This window comes from Cupriavidus sp. LA-1, assembly GCF_055385985.1.
Genome location: NZ_AP031387.1, coordinates 2057748 through 2072285, shown reverse-complemented (window position 1 = coordinate 2072285; position 14538 = coordinate 2057748). Strand labels below are relative to the sequence as shown.

Annotated in this window: 14 protein-coding genes; 11 read left to right on the top strand and 3 right to left on the bottom strand. The window is 65.7% G+C overall.

Annotated features, from left to right (window positions below):
* The first annotated feature begins 2 nt into the window (after window positions 1-2).
* Together ACZ5MJ_RS09785 and ACZ5MJ_RS09780 are read left to right on the top strand one after the other, a co-directional pair.
* Entirely contained in the window at window positions 3-1256 is a 1254-nt protein-coding gene (locus tag ACZ5MJ_RS09785; RefSeq protein ID WP_464218999.1) for a CaiB/BaiF CoA transferase family protein, read from the top strand.
* Window positions 1257-1316: 60 nt separating this feature from the next.
* Window positions 1317-2117, top strand: coding sequence for an SDR family NAD(P)-dependent oxidoreductase (locus ACZ5MJ_RS09780; protein WP_464218998.1), 801 nt, complete (start codon window positions 1317-1319; stop codon window positions 2115-2117).
* Window positions 2118-2175: 58 nt separating this feature from the next.
* Here the strand turns inward: ACZ5MJ_RS09780 and ACZ5MJ_RS09775 are convergent, their stop codons facing one another.
* The 3 genes from ACZ5MJ_RS09775 to ACZ5MJ_RS09765 form a co-directional block, all read right to left on the bottom strand.
* The gene (locus ACZ5MJ_RS09775; RefSeq protein ID WP_464218997.1) at window positions 2176-3438 is read right to left on the bottom strand and encodes an MFS transporter; all 1263 of its coding nucleotides are present in this window, start codon (window positions 3436-3438) and stop codon (window positions 2176-2178) included.
* 306 nt (window positions 3439-3744) lie between these two features.
* Window positions 3745-4407 (bottom strand): DUF2889 domain-containing protein, encoded by a 663-nt coding sequence (locus tag ACZ5MJ_RS09770; protein ID WP_464218995.1) that lies wholly within the window; start codon window positions 4405-4407, stop codon window positions 3745-3747.
* Between the two features lie 28 nt (window positions 4408-4435).
* Window positions 4436-4879: a YybH family protein gene (locus tag ACZ5MJ_RS09765; protein WP_464218993.1), complete on the bottom strand. Its 444-nt coding sequence runs from the start codon at window positions 4877-4879 to the stop codon at window positions 4436-4438.
* A 547-nt stretch (window positions 4880-5426) separates the two neighbouring features.
* Here ACZ5MJ_RS09765 and ACZ5MJ_RS09760 point away from each other — a divergent pair.
* The 9 genes from ACZ5MJ_RS09760 to ACZ5MJ_RS09720 all read left to right on the top strand — a co-directional run bounded on the left by ACZ5MJ_RS09760 (window position 5427) and on the right by ACZ5MJ_RS09720 (window position 14518).
* Complete coding sequence (locus ACZ5MJ_RS09760; RefSeq protein WP_464218992.1) at window positions 5427-6200, top strand: SDR family oxidoreductase; 774 nt, start codon at window positions 5427-5429, stop codon at window positions 6198-6200.
* 86 nt (window positions 6201-6286) lie between these two features.
* On the top strand, window positions 6287-7228 hold the full coding sequence (locus ACZ5MJ_RS09755) for a LysR family transcriptional regulator (RefSeq protein ID WP_464218991.1): 942 nt from the start codon (window positions 6287-6289) through the stop codon (window positions 7226-7228).
* Window positions 7229-7429: 201 nt separating this feature from the next.
* The gene (locus tag ACZ5MJ_RS09750) at window positions 7430-8578 is read left to right on the top strand and encodes an acyl-CoA dehydrogenase family protein (protein WP_464218989.1); all 1149 of its coding nucleotides are present in this window, start codon (window positions 7430-7432) and stop codon (window positions 8576-8578) included.
* Between the two features lie 27 nt (window positions 8579-8605).
* Window positions 8606-9121, top strand: coding sequence for a MaoC family dehydratase (locus ACZ5MJ_RS09745; RefSeq protein WP_464218988.1), 516 nt, complete (start codon window positions 8606-8608; stop codon window positions 9119-9121).
* Window positions 9122-9134: 13 nt separating this feature from the next.
* Entirely contained in the window at window positions 9135-10346 is a 1212-nt protein-coding gene (locus tag ACZ5MJ_RS09740) for a thiolase family protein (RefSeq protein WP_464218987.1), read from the top strand.
* Between the two features lie 18 nt (window positions 10347-10364).
* Window positions 10365-10772, top strand: coding sequence for a Zn-ribbon domain-containing OB-fold protein (locus tag ACZ5MJ_RS09735; RefSeq protein WP_464218986.1), 408 nt, complete (start codon window positions 10365-10367; stop codon window positions 10770-10772).
* A 32-nt stretch (window positions 10773-10804) separates the two neighbouring features.
* Window positions 10805-11830 (top strand): Bug family tripartite tricarboxylate transporter substrate binding protein, encoded by a 1026-nt coding sequence (locus ACZ5MJ_RS09730; protein ID WP_464218985.1) that lies wholly within the window; start codon window positions 10805-10807, stop codon window positions 11828-11830.
* A 2-nt stretch (window positions 11831-11832) separates the two neighbouring features.
* On the top strand, window positions 11833-13098 hold the full coding sequence (locus ACZ5MJ_RS09725) for a CaiB/BaiF CoA transferase family protein (RefSeq protein WP_464218984.1): 1266 nt from the start codon (window positions 11833-11835) through the stop codon (window positions 13096-13098).
* Window positions 13091-14518 (top strand): MmgE/PrpD family protein, encoded by a 1428-nt coding sequence (locus ACZ5MJ_RS09720; RefSeq protein WP_464218982.1) that lies wholly within the window; start codon window positions 13091-13093, stop codon window positions 14516-14518. Before ACZ5MJ_RS09725 ends, ACZ5MJ_RS09720 begins: the two co-directional genes overlap by 8 nt.
* The last annotated feature ends 20 nt before the right edge of the window (window positions 14519-14538 follow it).

The following is a 14538-nucleotide window of genomic DNA, read 5'->3' as shown; positions in this document are numbered from 1 at the left end:
CCTTGAACACCAATGACAATGCTGCCACCGCAGCCGCCGCGGGAAGCTCGGAGCGACCGCTAAGCGGTGTGCGGGTCCTGGCTGTCGAGAACTTTGTTGCCGGACCGTTTGCCTCGATGTGGCTCGCCGATGCCGGTGCCGAGGTCGTCAAGGTGGAGTCGCGTGACGGTGGAGATTTCGCGCGCAATACCACCCCGGTGAAGAGCGCGGAGGATGGCTCCTGGCAGAGCTTGTCCTTCCTGCGCAACAACCGGAACAAGAAGAGCATCACCCTGGACCTCAAGCATCCCGAAGGCAAGCGGATCTTCACGCAACTGGCATGCGAGGCGGACATCGTCCTCGAAAACCTGCGGCCCGGCGTGATGGACCGTCTTGGCATCGGCTATGCCGCGCTGCGCGAACACAACCCGCGCCTCATCTACGTTGCGATCTCCGGCTTCGGGCATGAAGATGTGATGCCGAGCCCGTACACGGACTACCCGGCTTTCGACATCATCGGACAGGCGTTGAGCGGGCTGATGTACCGGCCCGAGCGCCAGGGTGACCGGCCCACCTACCTCGGCTTCTCGATGACCGACCTGCAGGGCGGCATCCTGGCCGCGCAAGGTGCGCTGCTGGCGCTCTACCAGCGCGAACGTACCGGCGCAGGCAAGAAGGTCGACATTTCGCTCTATGACGCTTCGCTCGTGCAGAACGAGATATCGGTGGCGATGTACTCCGCATTCCGCAAGCCGGCACCCCCCGGTCTGCATGCCGTGACGGCGCCGTTTGGCACCTACCGCGCCAGCGATGGGTATATCGTCATCGCCGTGCTGGGGGATCATATCTGGGAGCGCTTCTGCCACGTGATCGGCATGCCGGCCCTGCTGGAAGATGCGCGCTTCAAGGACGGTATGGCCCGCAGTGCCAACAGCGACGCGCTCAACCCGCATATCGACGAATGGCTGAGCACGCGCACGCGCACCGAGGCTGTCGAGGCACTGCGCGAAGGCGGCGTTCCATCCTCCGCGGTCAATGACATTGCGGACGTCTTCGAATGCCCGCACGTTGCGGCACGCCAGATGCTGATGACCCTGCATGACCCGTCATGGGGCCCGGTCCAGGTTGCGGGCAATCCGATAAAGATGTCGGATGTTCCCGAGCCGGAGGCAGGCCTGCCACCCCGGCTGGGTCAGCACACCGATGGCGTGCTGGGCGACTGGCTGCGCATGGATGCGCAGCTGATCGAAGCGCTGCACTCGTCGAGGATCATCTAGCCAACGTCGGGGCATCTGGCTCGAATCAATCAACGTCTCAACGGATAGAGGTTCCCGAACATGACAAGTCTTGAAGGAAAGGTTGCCATTGTCACAGGTGGTACAGGCGGGATTGGGAAGGGCGTCGCGTTACAGCTCGCGTCTCTCGGTGCCATCGTTGTCATCAGCGGCAGGACGGCAGCGAAGGCTGAGGCCGTACTTGCCGAGATTGGGCAAGCCGGAGGCACCGGGGATTTCCTGGCAGGCGATGTCCGCTCGAAGTCTGACATGGACGCGGTGGCCGCCGAGACCGCTCGCCGCCATGGCGGTATCGACATTGTAGTTGCAAACGCTGGCGGCAATGACGACGAGGCGCGCCGCCCCGACGTCCGCGGCCCCTTCGGAGAGATCGACCTGGCACGGGTTTGCGCCGTGGTGGCGGAAAATACCGTGGCGAAGCTGCTCCCGGTACAGTCGGCATTGCCTTTCATGCGCCAGCGCGGAGGCGGAAGCGTCGTCTTCGTGACTTCCGAGGGCGGCAGGGTACCCACTCCAACCCAGACAGCGGTCGCGACCTTCGCTGGCGGGCTGATCAGCGCGAGCAAGGTGCTTGCCAAGGAGCTGGCCAGGGACCGGATCCGCGTGAACTGCGTCTGTGTGACGGTGGTGCGCGACAGCCCCTCCTGGCAGGCCGCGTTCGAAAAGGAAGGTGGGGTGTCGGAGCGCCACCGGAAACAGTATGAAAAGATCATTGCCAGCAGTCCGCTCGGCGTGGCGGCGCCGCAAGACATCGGCCAGGTGGTGGCATTCCTGGCTTCGGATGCGGCGCACTACCTCACGGGGGCGACACTCAGTCCGACGGGAGGACTGACCATTCACTGAGGCAACTGCAATACACCAGGACGCCCGTCCAGACGCAGGGTTAGGCAAGACATCTGGCTCAACTCTGCATCTGTCCCATGCCGTCCGCAAATGCGATCGACCAACGGCGCCGCATCAACCAGGCCAATCCAGACGTCATGAGCGCGAGTGCCAACAGTGCCGGACGTACGCCTATCCGGTCGGCCAGCGCGCCGAACGTAGCAGCTCCGCTTGCGCCGCCGCCCATTGCGGCCATGAAGAAGACCGCCATTCCCCGTGCGCGTAGACGATCAGGCAGAGCCAGTTGGGCGCTGACGTTCAGCGAGTTGCCGATCCCAAGCCAGCCGGCTCCGCTCGCGAACAGGACAGGCGCCGCCAGCCACGCATGCGGGGCCAGGCCGATGCCTGCAATCGCGACACCGAGGATGAGCGCTCCATCTGTGACGATTCTTTCCGAGCCGAAACGAGTCCGCAGTCGCGGCAGCGCCATCGCCACCGTCATGGCCCCGGCGCCTACGCATGCGAGCAGTGTCGTGTAGACCTGTGCGCTGACCCCGCCATACGCGCGAGCCAGCAGTGGGAGTAACGCCATCAACGCGGTCACGGTCATAAAGAGCACCCAGACCCGCACGATCGCGGCGCGCAGGCGCTGGCTGCGCCATGCGTAACGCAGGCCGGATCGTATCGATTGCGGCAGCCGCACGGCGCGGCGCTTGCGCGGCGGCGCGTCATAGTCCCATTTCCAGATCACCAATGCCGAGGCAAGCGACATCAGCGCGCCGGCGATGAACACCGAGGCGTCGCCCCAGATGGCCAGGAACAAGCCCGCCAGGAGCGGTCCGCCCACGCGGCCGCCGTGCACTGCCAGGCCATGTAAGACCATCGCCTGCGGCAACTCCGGACGCGCAACGACCTCCGGCAGCAAGGCCGAGAAGGCCGGCCAGCGCAGGGCAGTGCCGATGCCCCCGGCGAAGACCAGCGCAAGCAGCAGGGGGGTGTTGAGGAGGCCAGTGGCAGCGGACACCGCCAGCACGGTGGTCGTGGCCGCGGTCCACAAGAGTGTAAGGAGGAAGCACCTGCGCCGGTCGAGCTGATCCGCCAGTGCGCCACCGGGGAGGGCGAGCAAGAACGCTGGCAGGGATGTGGCAGTCTGCACCAGGGCAACCAGGGTCTTGCTGTCGGACAGGGTGGTCATCAGCCAGGCTGCGGCGACGTCGCACATCCAGACGCACAGGTTGGCGGCGACCCATACCGACCAGAGTACCGAGAAGCGCCGGTTGCGCAGTGGCCCCCAAGCGGTGATGGCTGTGGCTTGCGCCGGTTTGCGTGGCGGCGCGGTCATGTGCTCACCGATGGCTTCTGGCGCGTGCCGGCAGCGCCAGCGTCGTTCGCGTACTCGGTCCGCATGGCTTGGCTCCGTTGACAGGTATGCCAGATTTGACATCAATGCCTTGCCACGTCGCAACGGCGTGCAAGCCCGCGTCCCGTGCTTTGGAAGCGGTTTGTTGCGGAGTGGGCTTAAGACTGTCCTTGCGCTGAGGTCTTGATTGCGCGTTTTATCCTGGAGGAGGAAAGTTCCTGCATTCATTGTGGATAGCCGGCAATACCACGGTGTGCCTTGCACGGCGGCGGCGGCCAGCGTCGGTGGTTAGTCCGAAGCGGCTGGATTGGTGCCTGCCGAAGCGTTGCCGGGGGGCTGGTAGAAAACCGGGGCCCACCGCCTGATTACTTCACCGTCAAGCCGCCAGCCGAGGCACTTGTCCCAATGCGGCTTGGGCGATGTCGCCACCGGAGGTCTGATGCGGGGTTCGGGCAGGGCTTCCCATTCCTGGCGCCGCATTTCGCCGCCCACGGTCTGGTAGGCCACGGTACCGAGATTCATCATCAGTTCGCGCAGATGCGTGCAGCCCCTGGTGCCGCCCAATGTGGTTTCGAGCGCCTTGCGCCAGCCGCGCGCGATGCTCGCGCCAACCAGCCCTTGCAGCGGCGGAATCCCCCCGTTGCATTCGGGAAAAGGGATGGAAGGCAGCGCTGCTGCGACGGCCCGGACGGTATAGGTGTCGTCCAGGGTGATGCGGACCCGCATGTGGTGTATCGGCACGTCGGGCGGTTGCTCACCGCTTTCCCAGCTGGGCCAGGGCGCGGTCTTGCTGTCCTTCATCTCGCCTTCGATGTCCCACAAGCCGTCGTCGCGGCGAAAGCCCTGCATGATGACCGCGCGGGTATGCAGGTGGCGTCGTGGTGCCGGCGGCGGCAATTCGTTGGTAAACGTCGGCGCGGAGTGGTCGGCGGGCGCTTGGTCTTCGTGCATCGGGTCGTCTCGATGAGGGGAGCGCCGGCTATTGGATCGGCGGTGCTTCCGGTGTCGGGGAAAAGTGGTGCTGCAGGATCTGCCACACCCCCAGGCGTCTGACCAGCACCCAAGTCGTCCGCAGTGCCGAGTCAGTTTCGCGCCCGTCTGCGAGCACGAAGCGGAAGTTTGCATGCCCCTGCGCCAGCAGCGTATCCGCGCCAAGCTCGACCAGGGTCTGGTCGGCCAGGGACATCGATGCCGAACGCAGCGTCCCGGTGTACGAGGCAAAGTACCCCAGGATCGCCGCCTGGCCCACGGCGTGGCCCGGGCGGCCCCCAAAGAACAGGGCTTCGGGTGCGTACAGCGCGGTCAGCGCGTCGGCGTTCCATGTCAGTGCGGCGGTGTTCCAGCGGCGCTCGACGTCTTGCAGGACGGCCTGCGCGCGCGCGGCATTCGTGCTTGTGGCGTGGTGTTCGGTCATGGTTGCCATGTCATTGCCTGGCGCAGCCTGGGCGGTTCCGGCCTGCCTTCCTTGTGGCTTTGCGGGCAATGCTACGACGATGACGCCCGCCAGCTCAACCGAAAAGACAGGGAGTTCCGTACCTTGGAATGCCACGGCGTGGGCGCCCCGCCGGAGCTTGCCGGGATGTTTCAAAGTACGGGAGAGTTCGCGCAGAGCGATTGGTAATTTTCCTGGGGTACAGCATAGTGAACGCGTGCATGCCAGAAGTCGGTAGCCGTTGTCTCCATGCTCGCCTCAGCGAGCTTATGCCCCGTACGGCTTGCCGCGGGGCTCTTTTTTTCGCGCGGTGGTCCAGGCCTGCAAGTCGCGCCCCGGGGCGTTCCGGATCGGCAAGTTCGACCCCCAGGCCGAGGTGCCGGTCTATATTGGCAAGGTGGCCTGGAGTACGGAACGGGTCAGCCGGTGCTCGATATGCTGGAGGCAGTGCCGGGCAGCAAGAGCCGCCCGGTGGCGCAAACAGTCCTGAAGATGCGCGGCGGCTGCGCCGAGGCAGGCAAGCAAGGAGGGGACAAGCATGGAACTGGGGCTGAACGGGCGCAAGGTGCTTGTTACCGGCGCTTCCCAAGGTATCGGCGAGGGTCTCGCGCAGGCCTTCGCTGCCGAAGGATGTGAACTCTTCCTGGTTGCCAGGTCGGGCGAGCGGCTCGACCGGATCGCCGCCGGGCTGCGGACGCGTCATGGCGTCGAGGCAAGCGTGCTGGCCGAGGACATGACCGCGCCAGGCGCCATTGCCCGGGTTGCCGAGTTCGCAGGGGAGGCCGATATCCTGGTCAATAACGCCGGCAGCATTCCCGGCGGCAGCCTGTGGCAGGTCGACGAAGCAGCGTGGCGGGAGGGGTGGGAGCTGAAGGTGTTCGGCTACATCAACCTGACGCGGCTGCTGTATGCCCGGATGAAGGCGCGCGGCGGCGGCGTTATCCTGAACAATATCGGCAATGGCGGGGAGAATTTCGACTTCAACTACATCGCCGGCACTACCGGCAATGCCGCGTTGATGGCATTTACGCGGGCATTGGGCGGCCGCAGCCTGGAGGACGGTATCCGCGTGGTCGGGGTCAACCCAGGCCCCGTCGATACCGAACGCATCCGCAAGGTGCTGCGCGCTCGCGCTGATCGTGACGGCCAGGAGGTTGGCCAGATGATGGCCACGATGCCGCTGGGCCGACCCGCGACAGTCGCCGAAGTCGCCGACCTTTTTGTCTATCTCGCCTCGGACCGATCGAGCTATACCAGTGGCGTGATCGTCACCGTGGACGGCGGCCTGACTTCGCGACGTTCGATCTCGTGACAGCAGCCTCCGCGGATGTGTGGCGTTAGCTTCATCTTGCTTTCCGCAGGATGCGTCACTCGCATCAACCGTCCTGGCAGGAGTTCATGACCGAATTCAATCGCCTGCACCTGATCAGGCAAGTCGATCTCTTCACGCTGCGGCTGTTCTTGTCCGCCGTCGAAGAGCAGCAGATCGGGCGCGCCGCCATCCGCGAGAACATCGCCGCTTCGACGGCGACCAAGCGAATCCAGGACCTGGAGGATATCGCCGGGGTCAAGCTGCTCGAACGCGGTCCCAAGGGCGTGGTGCCGAGTCCCGCGGGCGCCGTGCTGGTGCGCTACGCCCGCCAGATCCTGGACAGCATCGAGAACCTGCGCTCCGAGATATCCGCCTTTACCGAGGGCATGCGCGGCAAGGTCGTGGTGGCTTCGGCGCGCTCCATCATCGTGCCGTTCCTCGCCCGCGAGCTGGGCGACTATGCGCGCGACTTCCCGTTGGTAGAACTGGTGGTGAATGAACTCGAGAACGCCGCCATTGTCGATGCCGTGTCGCGCGGCGATGCGGACATTGGCGTGTTCGCCATGGCGCATGAACTGGACCTGGGAGGTGTCGACGTGACACCCTACCGCCGCGACCGGCTGGCCGCCGTGGTGCCCCTCACGCATCCGCTCAGCGCGCGCGAGACGGTCAGGTTCGAAGACCTGCTGTCGGAACGGCTGATTCCGGTGGAATCGATGGTGGGCATGTTCCGCGCCGCGGCGAAGCGGCTGGGCGCCGAGTTCACACCGTCTTTCCACGTCGTCAGTGCAGGCGTTGCCACCAGCCTGGTACAGGCCGGGCTGGGCCTGACCGTGCTGCCGGAGTGCCTGTTCAGCCATGAGCTGTTCGACCAAGTCGCCTGCGTGGCCATTGACGAGTCCTGGGCGGTACGCACCACCCACATCGCTACCGCGCGCGGCCGCGTCCTCAGCCCGCCTGCCGCCGCGCTGATGAAGCAACTGCTCGACCGTCCACGCGGAGAGCCGCCGGCATCCGAGCAGGGCTGACCCTTACCGCAATGGCGCGGCGCTGCCTCGGGTTTCCTGCGCCCAGGGGTACCCACCGGCCACTTCGACTTCACCGAATCGCCGCTTCGGAAAAGGCCAGTTGGTTTGCCGGCTGCACACCACTACGCTTCCAACACGCATCGCAGCAACGTACCGCTGCCATGCAGGCAGATGCCAACGCACACCAATGGAGGCAATACAGTGCAATCGAACTTCCTGAATGAATCGCAGGCCCTCTGGCTGGATACCGTGAACCGTTTCATGGACAACGAGATCGGCGTCGAGTACATCCGCAAGTGCGATGTGAACCGCGACTACCCCTACGAGGCCTACGAGAAGATCGCCAAGCAGGGCTGGCTGGGCCTGCTGTTCAGCGAGGAGGAGGGCGGCGCTGGCGGCGACATCTTCGACTACACGCTGATGGCCGAGGGCCTGGGCAAGTACGGCTTCGACTTCGCCGCCGCGATCCTGGTGCCCACCTTCACCGCGATGAACATCGCCAAGTACGGCACGGCCGCACAGAAGGACAAGTACATCAGACCGTTCATCGAGGGCAAGATCCGCTTCTCGGTGTCGATCTCCGAACCCGATGCCGGCTCCGACGCCTCCAACACCAAGACCCGCGCCCGCCGCGACGCCAACGGCGACTGGATCGTCAGCGGCCAGAAGCTGTGGTGCAGCGGCGCGGCGGCCAAGGACGTGGTCATCGCCATGCTGGTGCGCACCGACCCGGACAACAAACACGGTGGCCTGTCGGTGCTGCTGATCCCCAACGACACGCCCGGCCTGGTCATCAACAAGCTGCCCACGCTGTCGCGCCATGCCACCGGTACGACCGAGATCTTCCTCGACAACGTGCGCGTGCCCGCCGACGCCATGCTGGGCGAGGAGGGCCAGGGCTGGAAGATCATCACCGAACACCTGGAGCTGGAGCGCTGCTCGGTGGCCGCGGCCTACGTGGGCAACGCGCAGGAGGCCGTCTCCAACGCCGTGCGCTACGCCCATGAGCGTATCCAGTTCGGCAAGCAGCTGTGGGACTTCCAGGTGCTCAAGCACATGCTGGCCGACCGCCAGACCGAGGTCGACGCGGCCCGCCTGCTGTGCTACCGCGCCGCGCAGATGGCGGCCGAGCACAGGCCCTGCAGCCGCGAGGTGTCGATGGCCAAGCTCTACGGCTCCGAGACGCTGAAGGCCTGCGCGCTGACCGGCATGCAGGTGCTGGGCGGCTACGCCAACCTGCCGGAAGCCGACATGGAGCGCTACCTGCGCGAAAGCATCCAGTGCACGATCGGCGGCGGCACCTCGCAGATCCAGAAGACCATCATCGCCAAGTCCATGCGCATGGGCTGATCGCCACCACTTCAGGGAACCAGCAAAATGACTGACACGAGCAAGCGCGTTATCAACAACCGCATCGACCAGACCTTTGACGAGCTGCAGGTTGGCCAGGTGTTCCGCTCGGGCGGGCGCACCGTCACCGAAGCGGACGTGGTCAACTACTGCGCACTGACCGGCAACTGGATCGAGATCCACTCCAATACCCACTATGCCTCCAAGACGCGTTTCGGCCAGCGGCTGGTGCAGGGTTCGCTGACCTACTCGATCGTCACCGGGCTGATCCAGTTCGGCCTGGGCATCCAGGCGAACTACGGCATCGACAATATGCGCTTCCGCAGCCCGGTGTACATCAACGACACCATCTACGCGGTGTGCGAGGTGATCGGCAAGAAGGAGAAGGACGACAAGTACGGCGTGATCAAATTCCGCATCAGCGCGATCAACCAGAACGGCGACCTGTTGCAGCAAGGCGAGTGGAGCCTTCTGATGCTGCGCAAGCGCGAAGACCTCGACGCGCTGATCGCATCGTCGCTGCCTGAACTGAAGGCGGCCTGAGGCAATGGCGGCTATGTCGACCAAGCCAGTAGCGGCCATCATCGGGATGGGCGATGCCTACGCGTCCCGGGCGGATCGCAAGGACCCGCTGCAGCTCGCCGCGGAAGCCACGCGGCGCGCGCTGCGGGACGCGGGCATCACCAAGGACCAGGTCGATGCCGTCTACACCGGCCGCTCGCCCTGGGCGGACAAGCGCTCGCAGTGGAGCAACATCTTCATCTCGCACATGCAGATGGCGGTCAAGCGCACCAGCGAGATCACCATGCACGGGGCTGGGCTGACCGCGACGCTGGCGGTGGCGTCGGAGATGATCGCGGCAGGGCAGGCGGATTACGTGCTCTGCCTGCAGAGCGACGCCACCGAGCTGTTCGTCGACGCCGTGGCGATGGGGGCCGAGGCCGATGCCGACCCGCAGTTCGAGGTGCCGTACGGGCCGATCATCCCGGCGCTGTACGGGCAGGCGGCGTGCCGCTACCTGCATGAATACGGCCTGACCGAGGCGGACCTGGCCGAGGTGGCGGTGTCGAACCAGCGCTGGGGTGTGCACCACCCGCATGCGGCCAAGGCCAGGTTCGGGGAGATCGACCGCGACACCGTGCTGGCTTCGCCCTACGTGGCTACGCCGCTGCGGCGCTGGATGTGCTCCACGTGGGGCGGTGGCACCGGCGGCGCGCTGGTCGTCACCTCGCCGGAGCGCGCCAGGGCGGCACGCAACCCGGTCTATCTGATGGGCTACGGTTCGGCCACGACGCACGAGTACCTGGGCGATCGCATGAACATGCGGTCGTGCAGGTTCCCCGAGCTCGGCCCGATGCCCAACCTGACCCATACCGCCACGGCGGCGGCGGCTAACCAGGCATATGCGATGTCCGGGTTGTCGCCGCAGGATATCGACATGGCGCAGATCTCGGTCAACTTCGCGCACATGGGGCCGATCGTCATGGAGGACCTCGGCTTCGCGAAGAAGGGCCGAGGCATCGACCTGTACCGGGAAGGGCGCACCGGCCTGGACGGCGACCTGCCCACCGACACCAACGGCGGCTGGCTGTCGTTCGGCCAGCCCGGCATCTCCTGCAACATGGACAGCATGGTCGAGGCCGTGCGCCAGTTGCGGGGCGAGCCGCTGGGGCTGGCGCCGCGCCGCCGTCCCGGGACCGTGCTGGTGCAGGGCGCCGGCGGCATGCTGGCTGCCGGCAGCGTGCTGCTGCTGTCCTCCTCCACCTGACCCTGATCGGAGTACGTGATGATCCAAACGCAAGATGGCTGGCCGCAGCCATACCAGCTTCTCGACGCAAGGCCTTACTGGGAGGGGCTGGCCGCCGGCCTGCTGAAGTACCAGCGTTGCGGCGGGTGCGGCCAGGCGGTCTGGCCAGCGCATTCCTTCTGCCCGCACTGCAGCAGCGACAAGCTCGCGTGGGAGGTCTCCGCGGGACGCGGCAAGCTGTATTCCTTCAGCACTGTGATGAGGGGGCCAACGCCGGCCTTTGCGGCAATCGCGCCGTATACGGTCGGGTTCGTCGAGATGGACGAGGGATATTTCCTGTTCACGCAGCTCGAAGACCCGCCGGAGATGCTGCGGATCGGAAGCCCGGTCCAGGCCCGGATGATTGAACGCGGCGGGCAGAAGCTGCCGGTGTTTACCAGCGCCTGACGCCAGAACAATACAAAAAGATGGAGAGAGACATGACAGTACGACTGGCGGCACTGACCCGCCGGCGCTGGCTAAGCTTGGCCGGCGCCACCAGCCTGGCCGCGTGCGCGGCGCTATGCCTGCCTGACCGTGCCCGGGCCGCAACGGCAGCCGATTGGCCGACCAAACCGGTGAAGATCGTGATCGCGGTGGCGGCAGGATCCACGGGAGATATCCTGGCCCGCAGTCTCGCGCAGCGTCTCGAAGGCATGTGGAAGCAGCCTGTGATCGTCGAGAACAAGCCGGGTGCCGGCGGCGTCATCGGCACGGAATATGTGGTCAACGCGACCGATGGCCATACGCTCCTGCTGGGCACGCAAAGCTCGATCCTGCCCAAGTTCACCACCAGGAACCTGAAGTTCGACCCGATGACCGACCTGGTGCCGGTGTACAAGGTCATCAACTATCAGCTCGTGGTCGCCGTCAATGCCGAGACGGCGACGAAGGCAAAGACCCTGCGTGAACTGCTAGACCTGAGCAAAGCCAGCGCCGGTGGTCTGTTCTTCGCGGGCACGGGCCAGACTTCGGTGTTCAACCTCACCATGGCCTTGCTCAATAAGTCGCTGGGCATGAAGTACACGGCGCTGGATTTCAACAGCATCGGCGCCATGAATCTCGCGGCCATGCGCAACGACGCGCAGTTCCTGGTCAACACGCCGAGTTCCATGGTGTCCCAGATCGAAGCGGGCAAGCTCAGGCCCCTGGCTGCGGTCAGCGCCGAGCGCTACCCCAACCTGCCTGAAGTGCCGACCCTGGCAGAGGCAGTGGGCTACAAGGGTTATCTGCCGCTACTGTGGGCCGGCGTCTTCGTCCCCAAGGGTACTCCGCCAGCGGTGGTGGGCCGGATCGCGAAGGATTTTGCAACGCTGGAAGCCGACAAGGCTTTCCGCAGCAACATCGAATCGCGCCTGAGCGGCCGCATGGTGGCATCCTCGCCTTCTGCGTTTGCGAAGCAGCTGGCGGAAGAGGCAGGCGTCTGGAAGAGCCTCTTCGCTGAACTGAACCTCAAGCCGGAGTAGTCATGAGTGGACCGCTGGAAGGCGTACGTATCCTGGACCTCACATCGAATTTCATGGGGCCGTACGCATCGCTGCTGCTGGCCGACATGGGCGCCGACGTGTGCAAGATCGAGTCGCCGGAAGGCGACACCACGCGCAAGGTCGGGCCAAGCCGCACGCCGGGCATGGGAGCGATCTTCCTGCACCTGAACCGCAACAAGCGCAGCCTGGTGCTGGACCTGAAAAAGCCGAGCGGCGTTGGCGCGCTCAAGCAGATGCTGCGCTCGGCCGACGTGCTGCTGTACAGCCTGCGTCCACAGGCCATGGCCAGGCTGGGGCTCTCCTACGAAGCGGCGCGCGAACTGAATCCGCGCCTCATCTACTGCGGCGCCTTTGGCTTTGGCCAGAACGGGCCATATGCCTCGCGCCCCGCCTACGACGACCTGATCCAGGCGGCGGTGGGCCTGCCGGTGCTGCAGAGCCGCAAGGCCGGTCCGCCGACCTATGTGGCCACCGCGATCGCGGATCGCGTGGTTGGCATGGCGACCAGCAACGCGGTGGCCATGGCGCTGTACCGGCGCGAGCGCACGGGGCAGGGGCAGGCGGTGGAGGTGCCGATGTTCGAGACCTTCGCACATTTCGTGATGGGCGACCACCTGTACGGCCATACCTTCGTGCCGCCGATCGGCGACTGGGGCTACGCGCGCATGATGACCGCGGAGCGGCGGCCTTACCGGACGCGGGATGGCTACGTCGGAGTACAGATCTACACCGACCGGCACTGGCAGCGCTTTTTTGACATCTGCGGCGATCCGGCCATGGCCCAGGATGCGCGTTTCGCCGATATTCACGGCCGCACACAACATATTCAGGAACTCTACGAATTCCTGGGGCGCACGTTCGAGACCAGGACAACGGCGGAATGGATCCGGCTGATGACGGCGGCGGACATCCCCATCATCGAGATGAACACGCCGGAAACCCTCCTGGAAGATCCCCACATGACCACGCTGGGCTTCTTCGCGGAAGAGGACCATCCCTCCGAAGGCCGCATCCGCACCATCGGCATCGCCCAGCAGTGGAGCGAAAGCTCGCCCGCGCTGCGCTACCCGGCGCCTCGCCTTGGCGAACATTCTGTCCGGCTGCTGACTGAGTACGGCTTCACCGCGGCAGAGGTGCGCGACATGCTGGCCTGCGGCAGTGCGCGAGAACCCGCTCCCGAGGGTGCGGAGCGCGCGAGCGGACATGAAGGCGCAACGGGATCAGAGCAGGAGAGCAACCATGCATGACTTGCCGCGCGATGCCTTGTCTCCCAGCACATCCCGGGACGGCGTGCCGGACACCCCGGGGGAAGGCGCCACCGCAAGGATCGCCGCGCATGTCGCGCGCGTTGCGAATGCGCGCCTGGACGCGTCCGATACGGAGGCGCTGCGCCGCCTGTTCCTGGACAATTTCGTCGTCTCGCTGTGGGGCAGTACCCGCCCCTGGACCAGCCAGATTGCGCAGTGGACCCGCCGTTTCGCCGGCACTGGCGCCAGTCCCGTGCTCGGCGGTGACTGGTGCGCGGACGCCTCCGTGGCCGCACTGGTGCACGGCACCGCCTCGCACAGCTATGAGCTGGACGATACCCACAACGAAACGCTGAGCCATCCCGGTGCCGCCGTCATTCCTGCGGCATTGGCCGTGGCTGCCGCCACGGATGCCTCGCAGGCCGACCTGTTCCGCGCCGTGGCCACCGGCTACGAAGCCATGGCGCTGGTGGGGATGGCCGCGGGTGGCCTGGAAACCGTGCACCGGGGATTCCATCCCACGGCGATCTTCGGCACCTTCGGAGCGGCCGCTGCGTGCGTGGCCCTGCATGCGTACCAGCGCGGCACGCCGATTACACCGGAACGGCTGGTTCGCGCGTGGGGGCACGCCTTGTCGCAGGCCAGCGGCTCCATGCAGTTCTCGGCGGAAGCATCCGGCGGCGAGGTGAAGCGGGTCCATGCAGGGTTCGCCGCCCGCAACGGCGTGCTCGCCGCGGAATTCGCGCTGATGGATGCGGTCACTGCACCCTGTCTGGCCATCGAAGGCAGCTATGGGCTCGCCGCACTCTTCGGCGGCCAATTGATGGAGGTCCAGCCGACAGAAAGGCTGCAGATCCACGCCATCAGCCTGAAGCCGTACGCGTGCTGCCGCCTGTTCCATTCCACCATCGATGCACTGGCGGAGCTGACCGACAACTTCCGCATGCCGACCGCCGGTATCCGCGAAATTGTCATCAGCGGCCCGCAGCTCATCGCGGACCAGCACATGCTGGCGCAGCCGAGGTCGACAATGGCCGCGCAGTACAGCTGCCCATACATCGTGGGCGCCACGCTGAGTTATGGGCCTTACCGCTACGACGCCTATGGCGAGGCCTTCCTCGATGACCCCGGGATCCGGCGAATTGCGCAGCGGGTGCGCTTCGAGCTCAGCGAGACGCTGGCCCGGTACTACCCGGCGCGCTTTGCCACCGGCGCCCGGCTTTGCCTGCACGATGGCGCCGCGCGGTCCAGCGTGGTGGTGGACAGCGTCGGCACGCCCGCCAGGCCGTTGACGATCGAGCAGATCATCGCCAAGGGCGACGGCCTGGCCTCGCAAGACATCGGCAAGACGCTTGCCGGGCCGCTTTGGGACGCAACGCAGGGCGGACGTGCGCTGGCGCAGGCGCTCGCCCGTGCGTAGTGCCTAACGCTTCTGGAAGG

Bases quoted from the DNA above. Each gene is read 5' to 3' on its own strand.
- ACZ5MJ_RS09745 (WP_464218988.1), top strand. From the start codon at position 8,606: ATGACTGACACGAGCAAGCGCGTTATCAACAACCGCATCGACCAGACC.
- ACZ5MJ_RS09730 (WP_464218985.1), top strand. From the start codon at position 10,805: ATGACAGTACGACTGGCGGCACTGACCCGCCGGCGCTGGCTAAGCTTG.
- ACZ5MJ_RS09755 (WP_464218991.1), top strand. From the start codon at position 6,287: ATGACCGAATTCAATCGCCTGCACCTGATCAGGCAAGTCGATCTCTTC.
- ACZ5MJ_RS09770 (WP_464218995.1), bottom strand. From the start codon at position 4,407: ATGCACGAAGACCAAGCGCCCGCCGACCACTCCGCGCCGACGTTTACC.
- ACZ5MJ_RS09720 (WP_464218982.1), top strand. From the start codon at position 13,091: ATGCATGACTTGCCGCGCGATGCCTTGTCTCCCAGCACATCCCGGGAC.
- ACZ5MJ_RS09740 (WP_464218987.1), top strand. From the start codon at position 9,135: ATGTCGACCAAGCCAGTAGCGGCCATCATCGGGATGGGCGATGCCTAC.
- ACZ5MJ_RS09725 (WP_464218984.1), top strand. From the start codon at position 11,833: ATGAGTGGACCGCTGGAAGGCGTACGTATCCTGGACCTCACATCGAAT.
- ACZ5MJ_RS09780 (WP_464218998.1), top strand. From the start codon at position 1,317: ATGACAAGTCTTGAAGGAAAGGTTGCCATTGTCACAGGTGGTACAGGC.
- ACZ5MJ_RS09765 (WP_464218993.1), bottom strand. From the start codon at position 4,879: ATGGCAACCATGACCGAACACCACGCCACAAGCACGAATGCCGCGCGC.
- ACZ5MJ_RS09735 (WP_464218986.1), top strand. From the start codon at position 10,365: ATGATCCAAACGCAAGATGGCTGGCCGCAGCCATACCAGCTTCTCGAC.
- ACZ5MJ_RS09775 (WP_464218997.1), bottom strand. From the start codon at position 3,438: ATGACCGCGCCGCCACGCAAACCGGCGCAAGCCACAGCCATCACCGCT.
- ACZ5MJ_RS09760 (WP_464218992.1), top strand. From the start codon at position 5,427: ATGGAACTGGGGCTGAACGGGCGCAAGGTGCTTGTTACCGGCGCTTCC.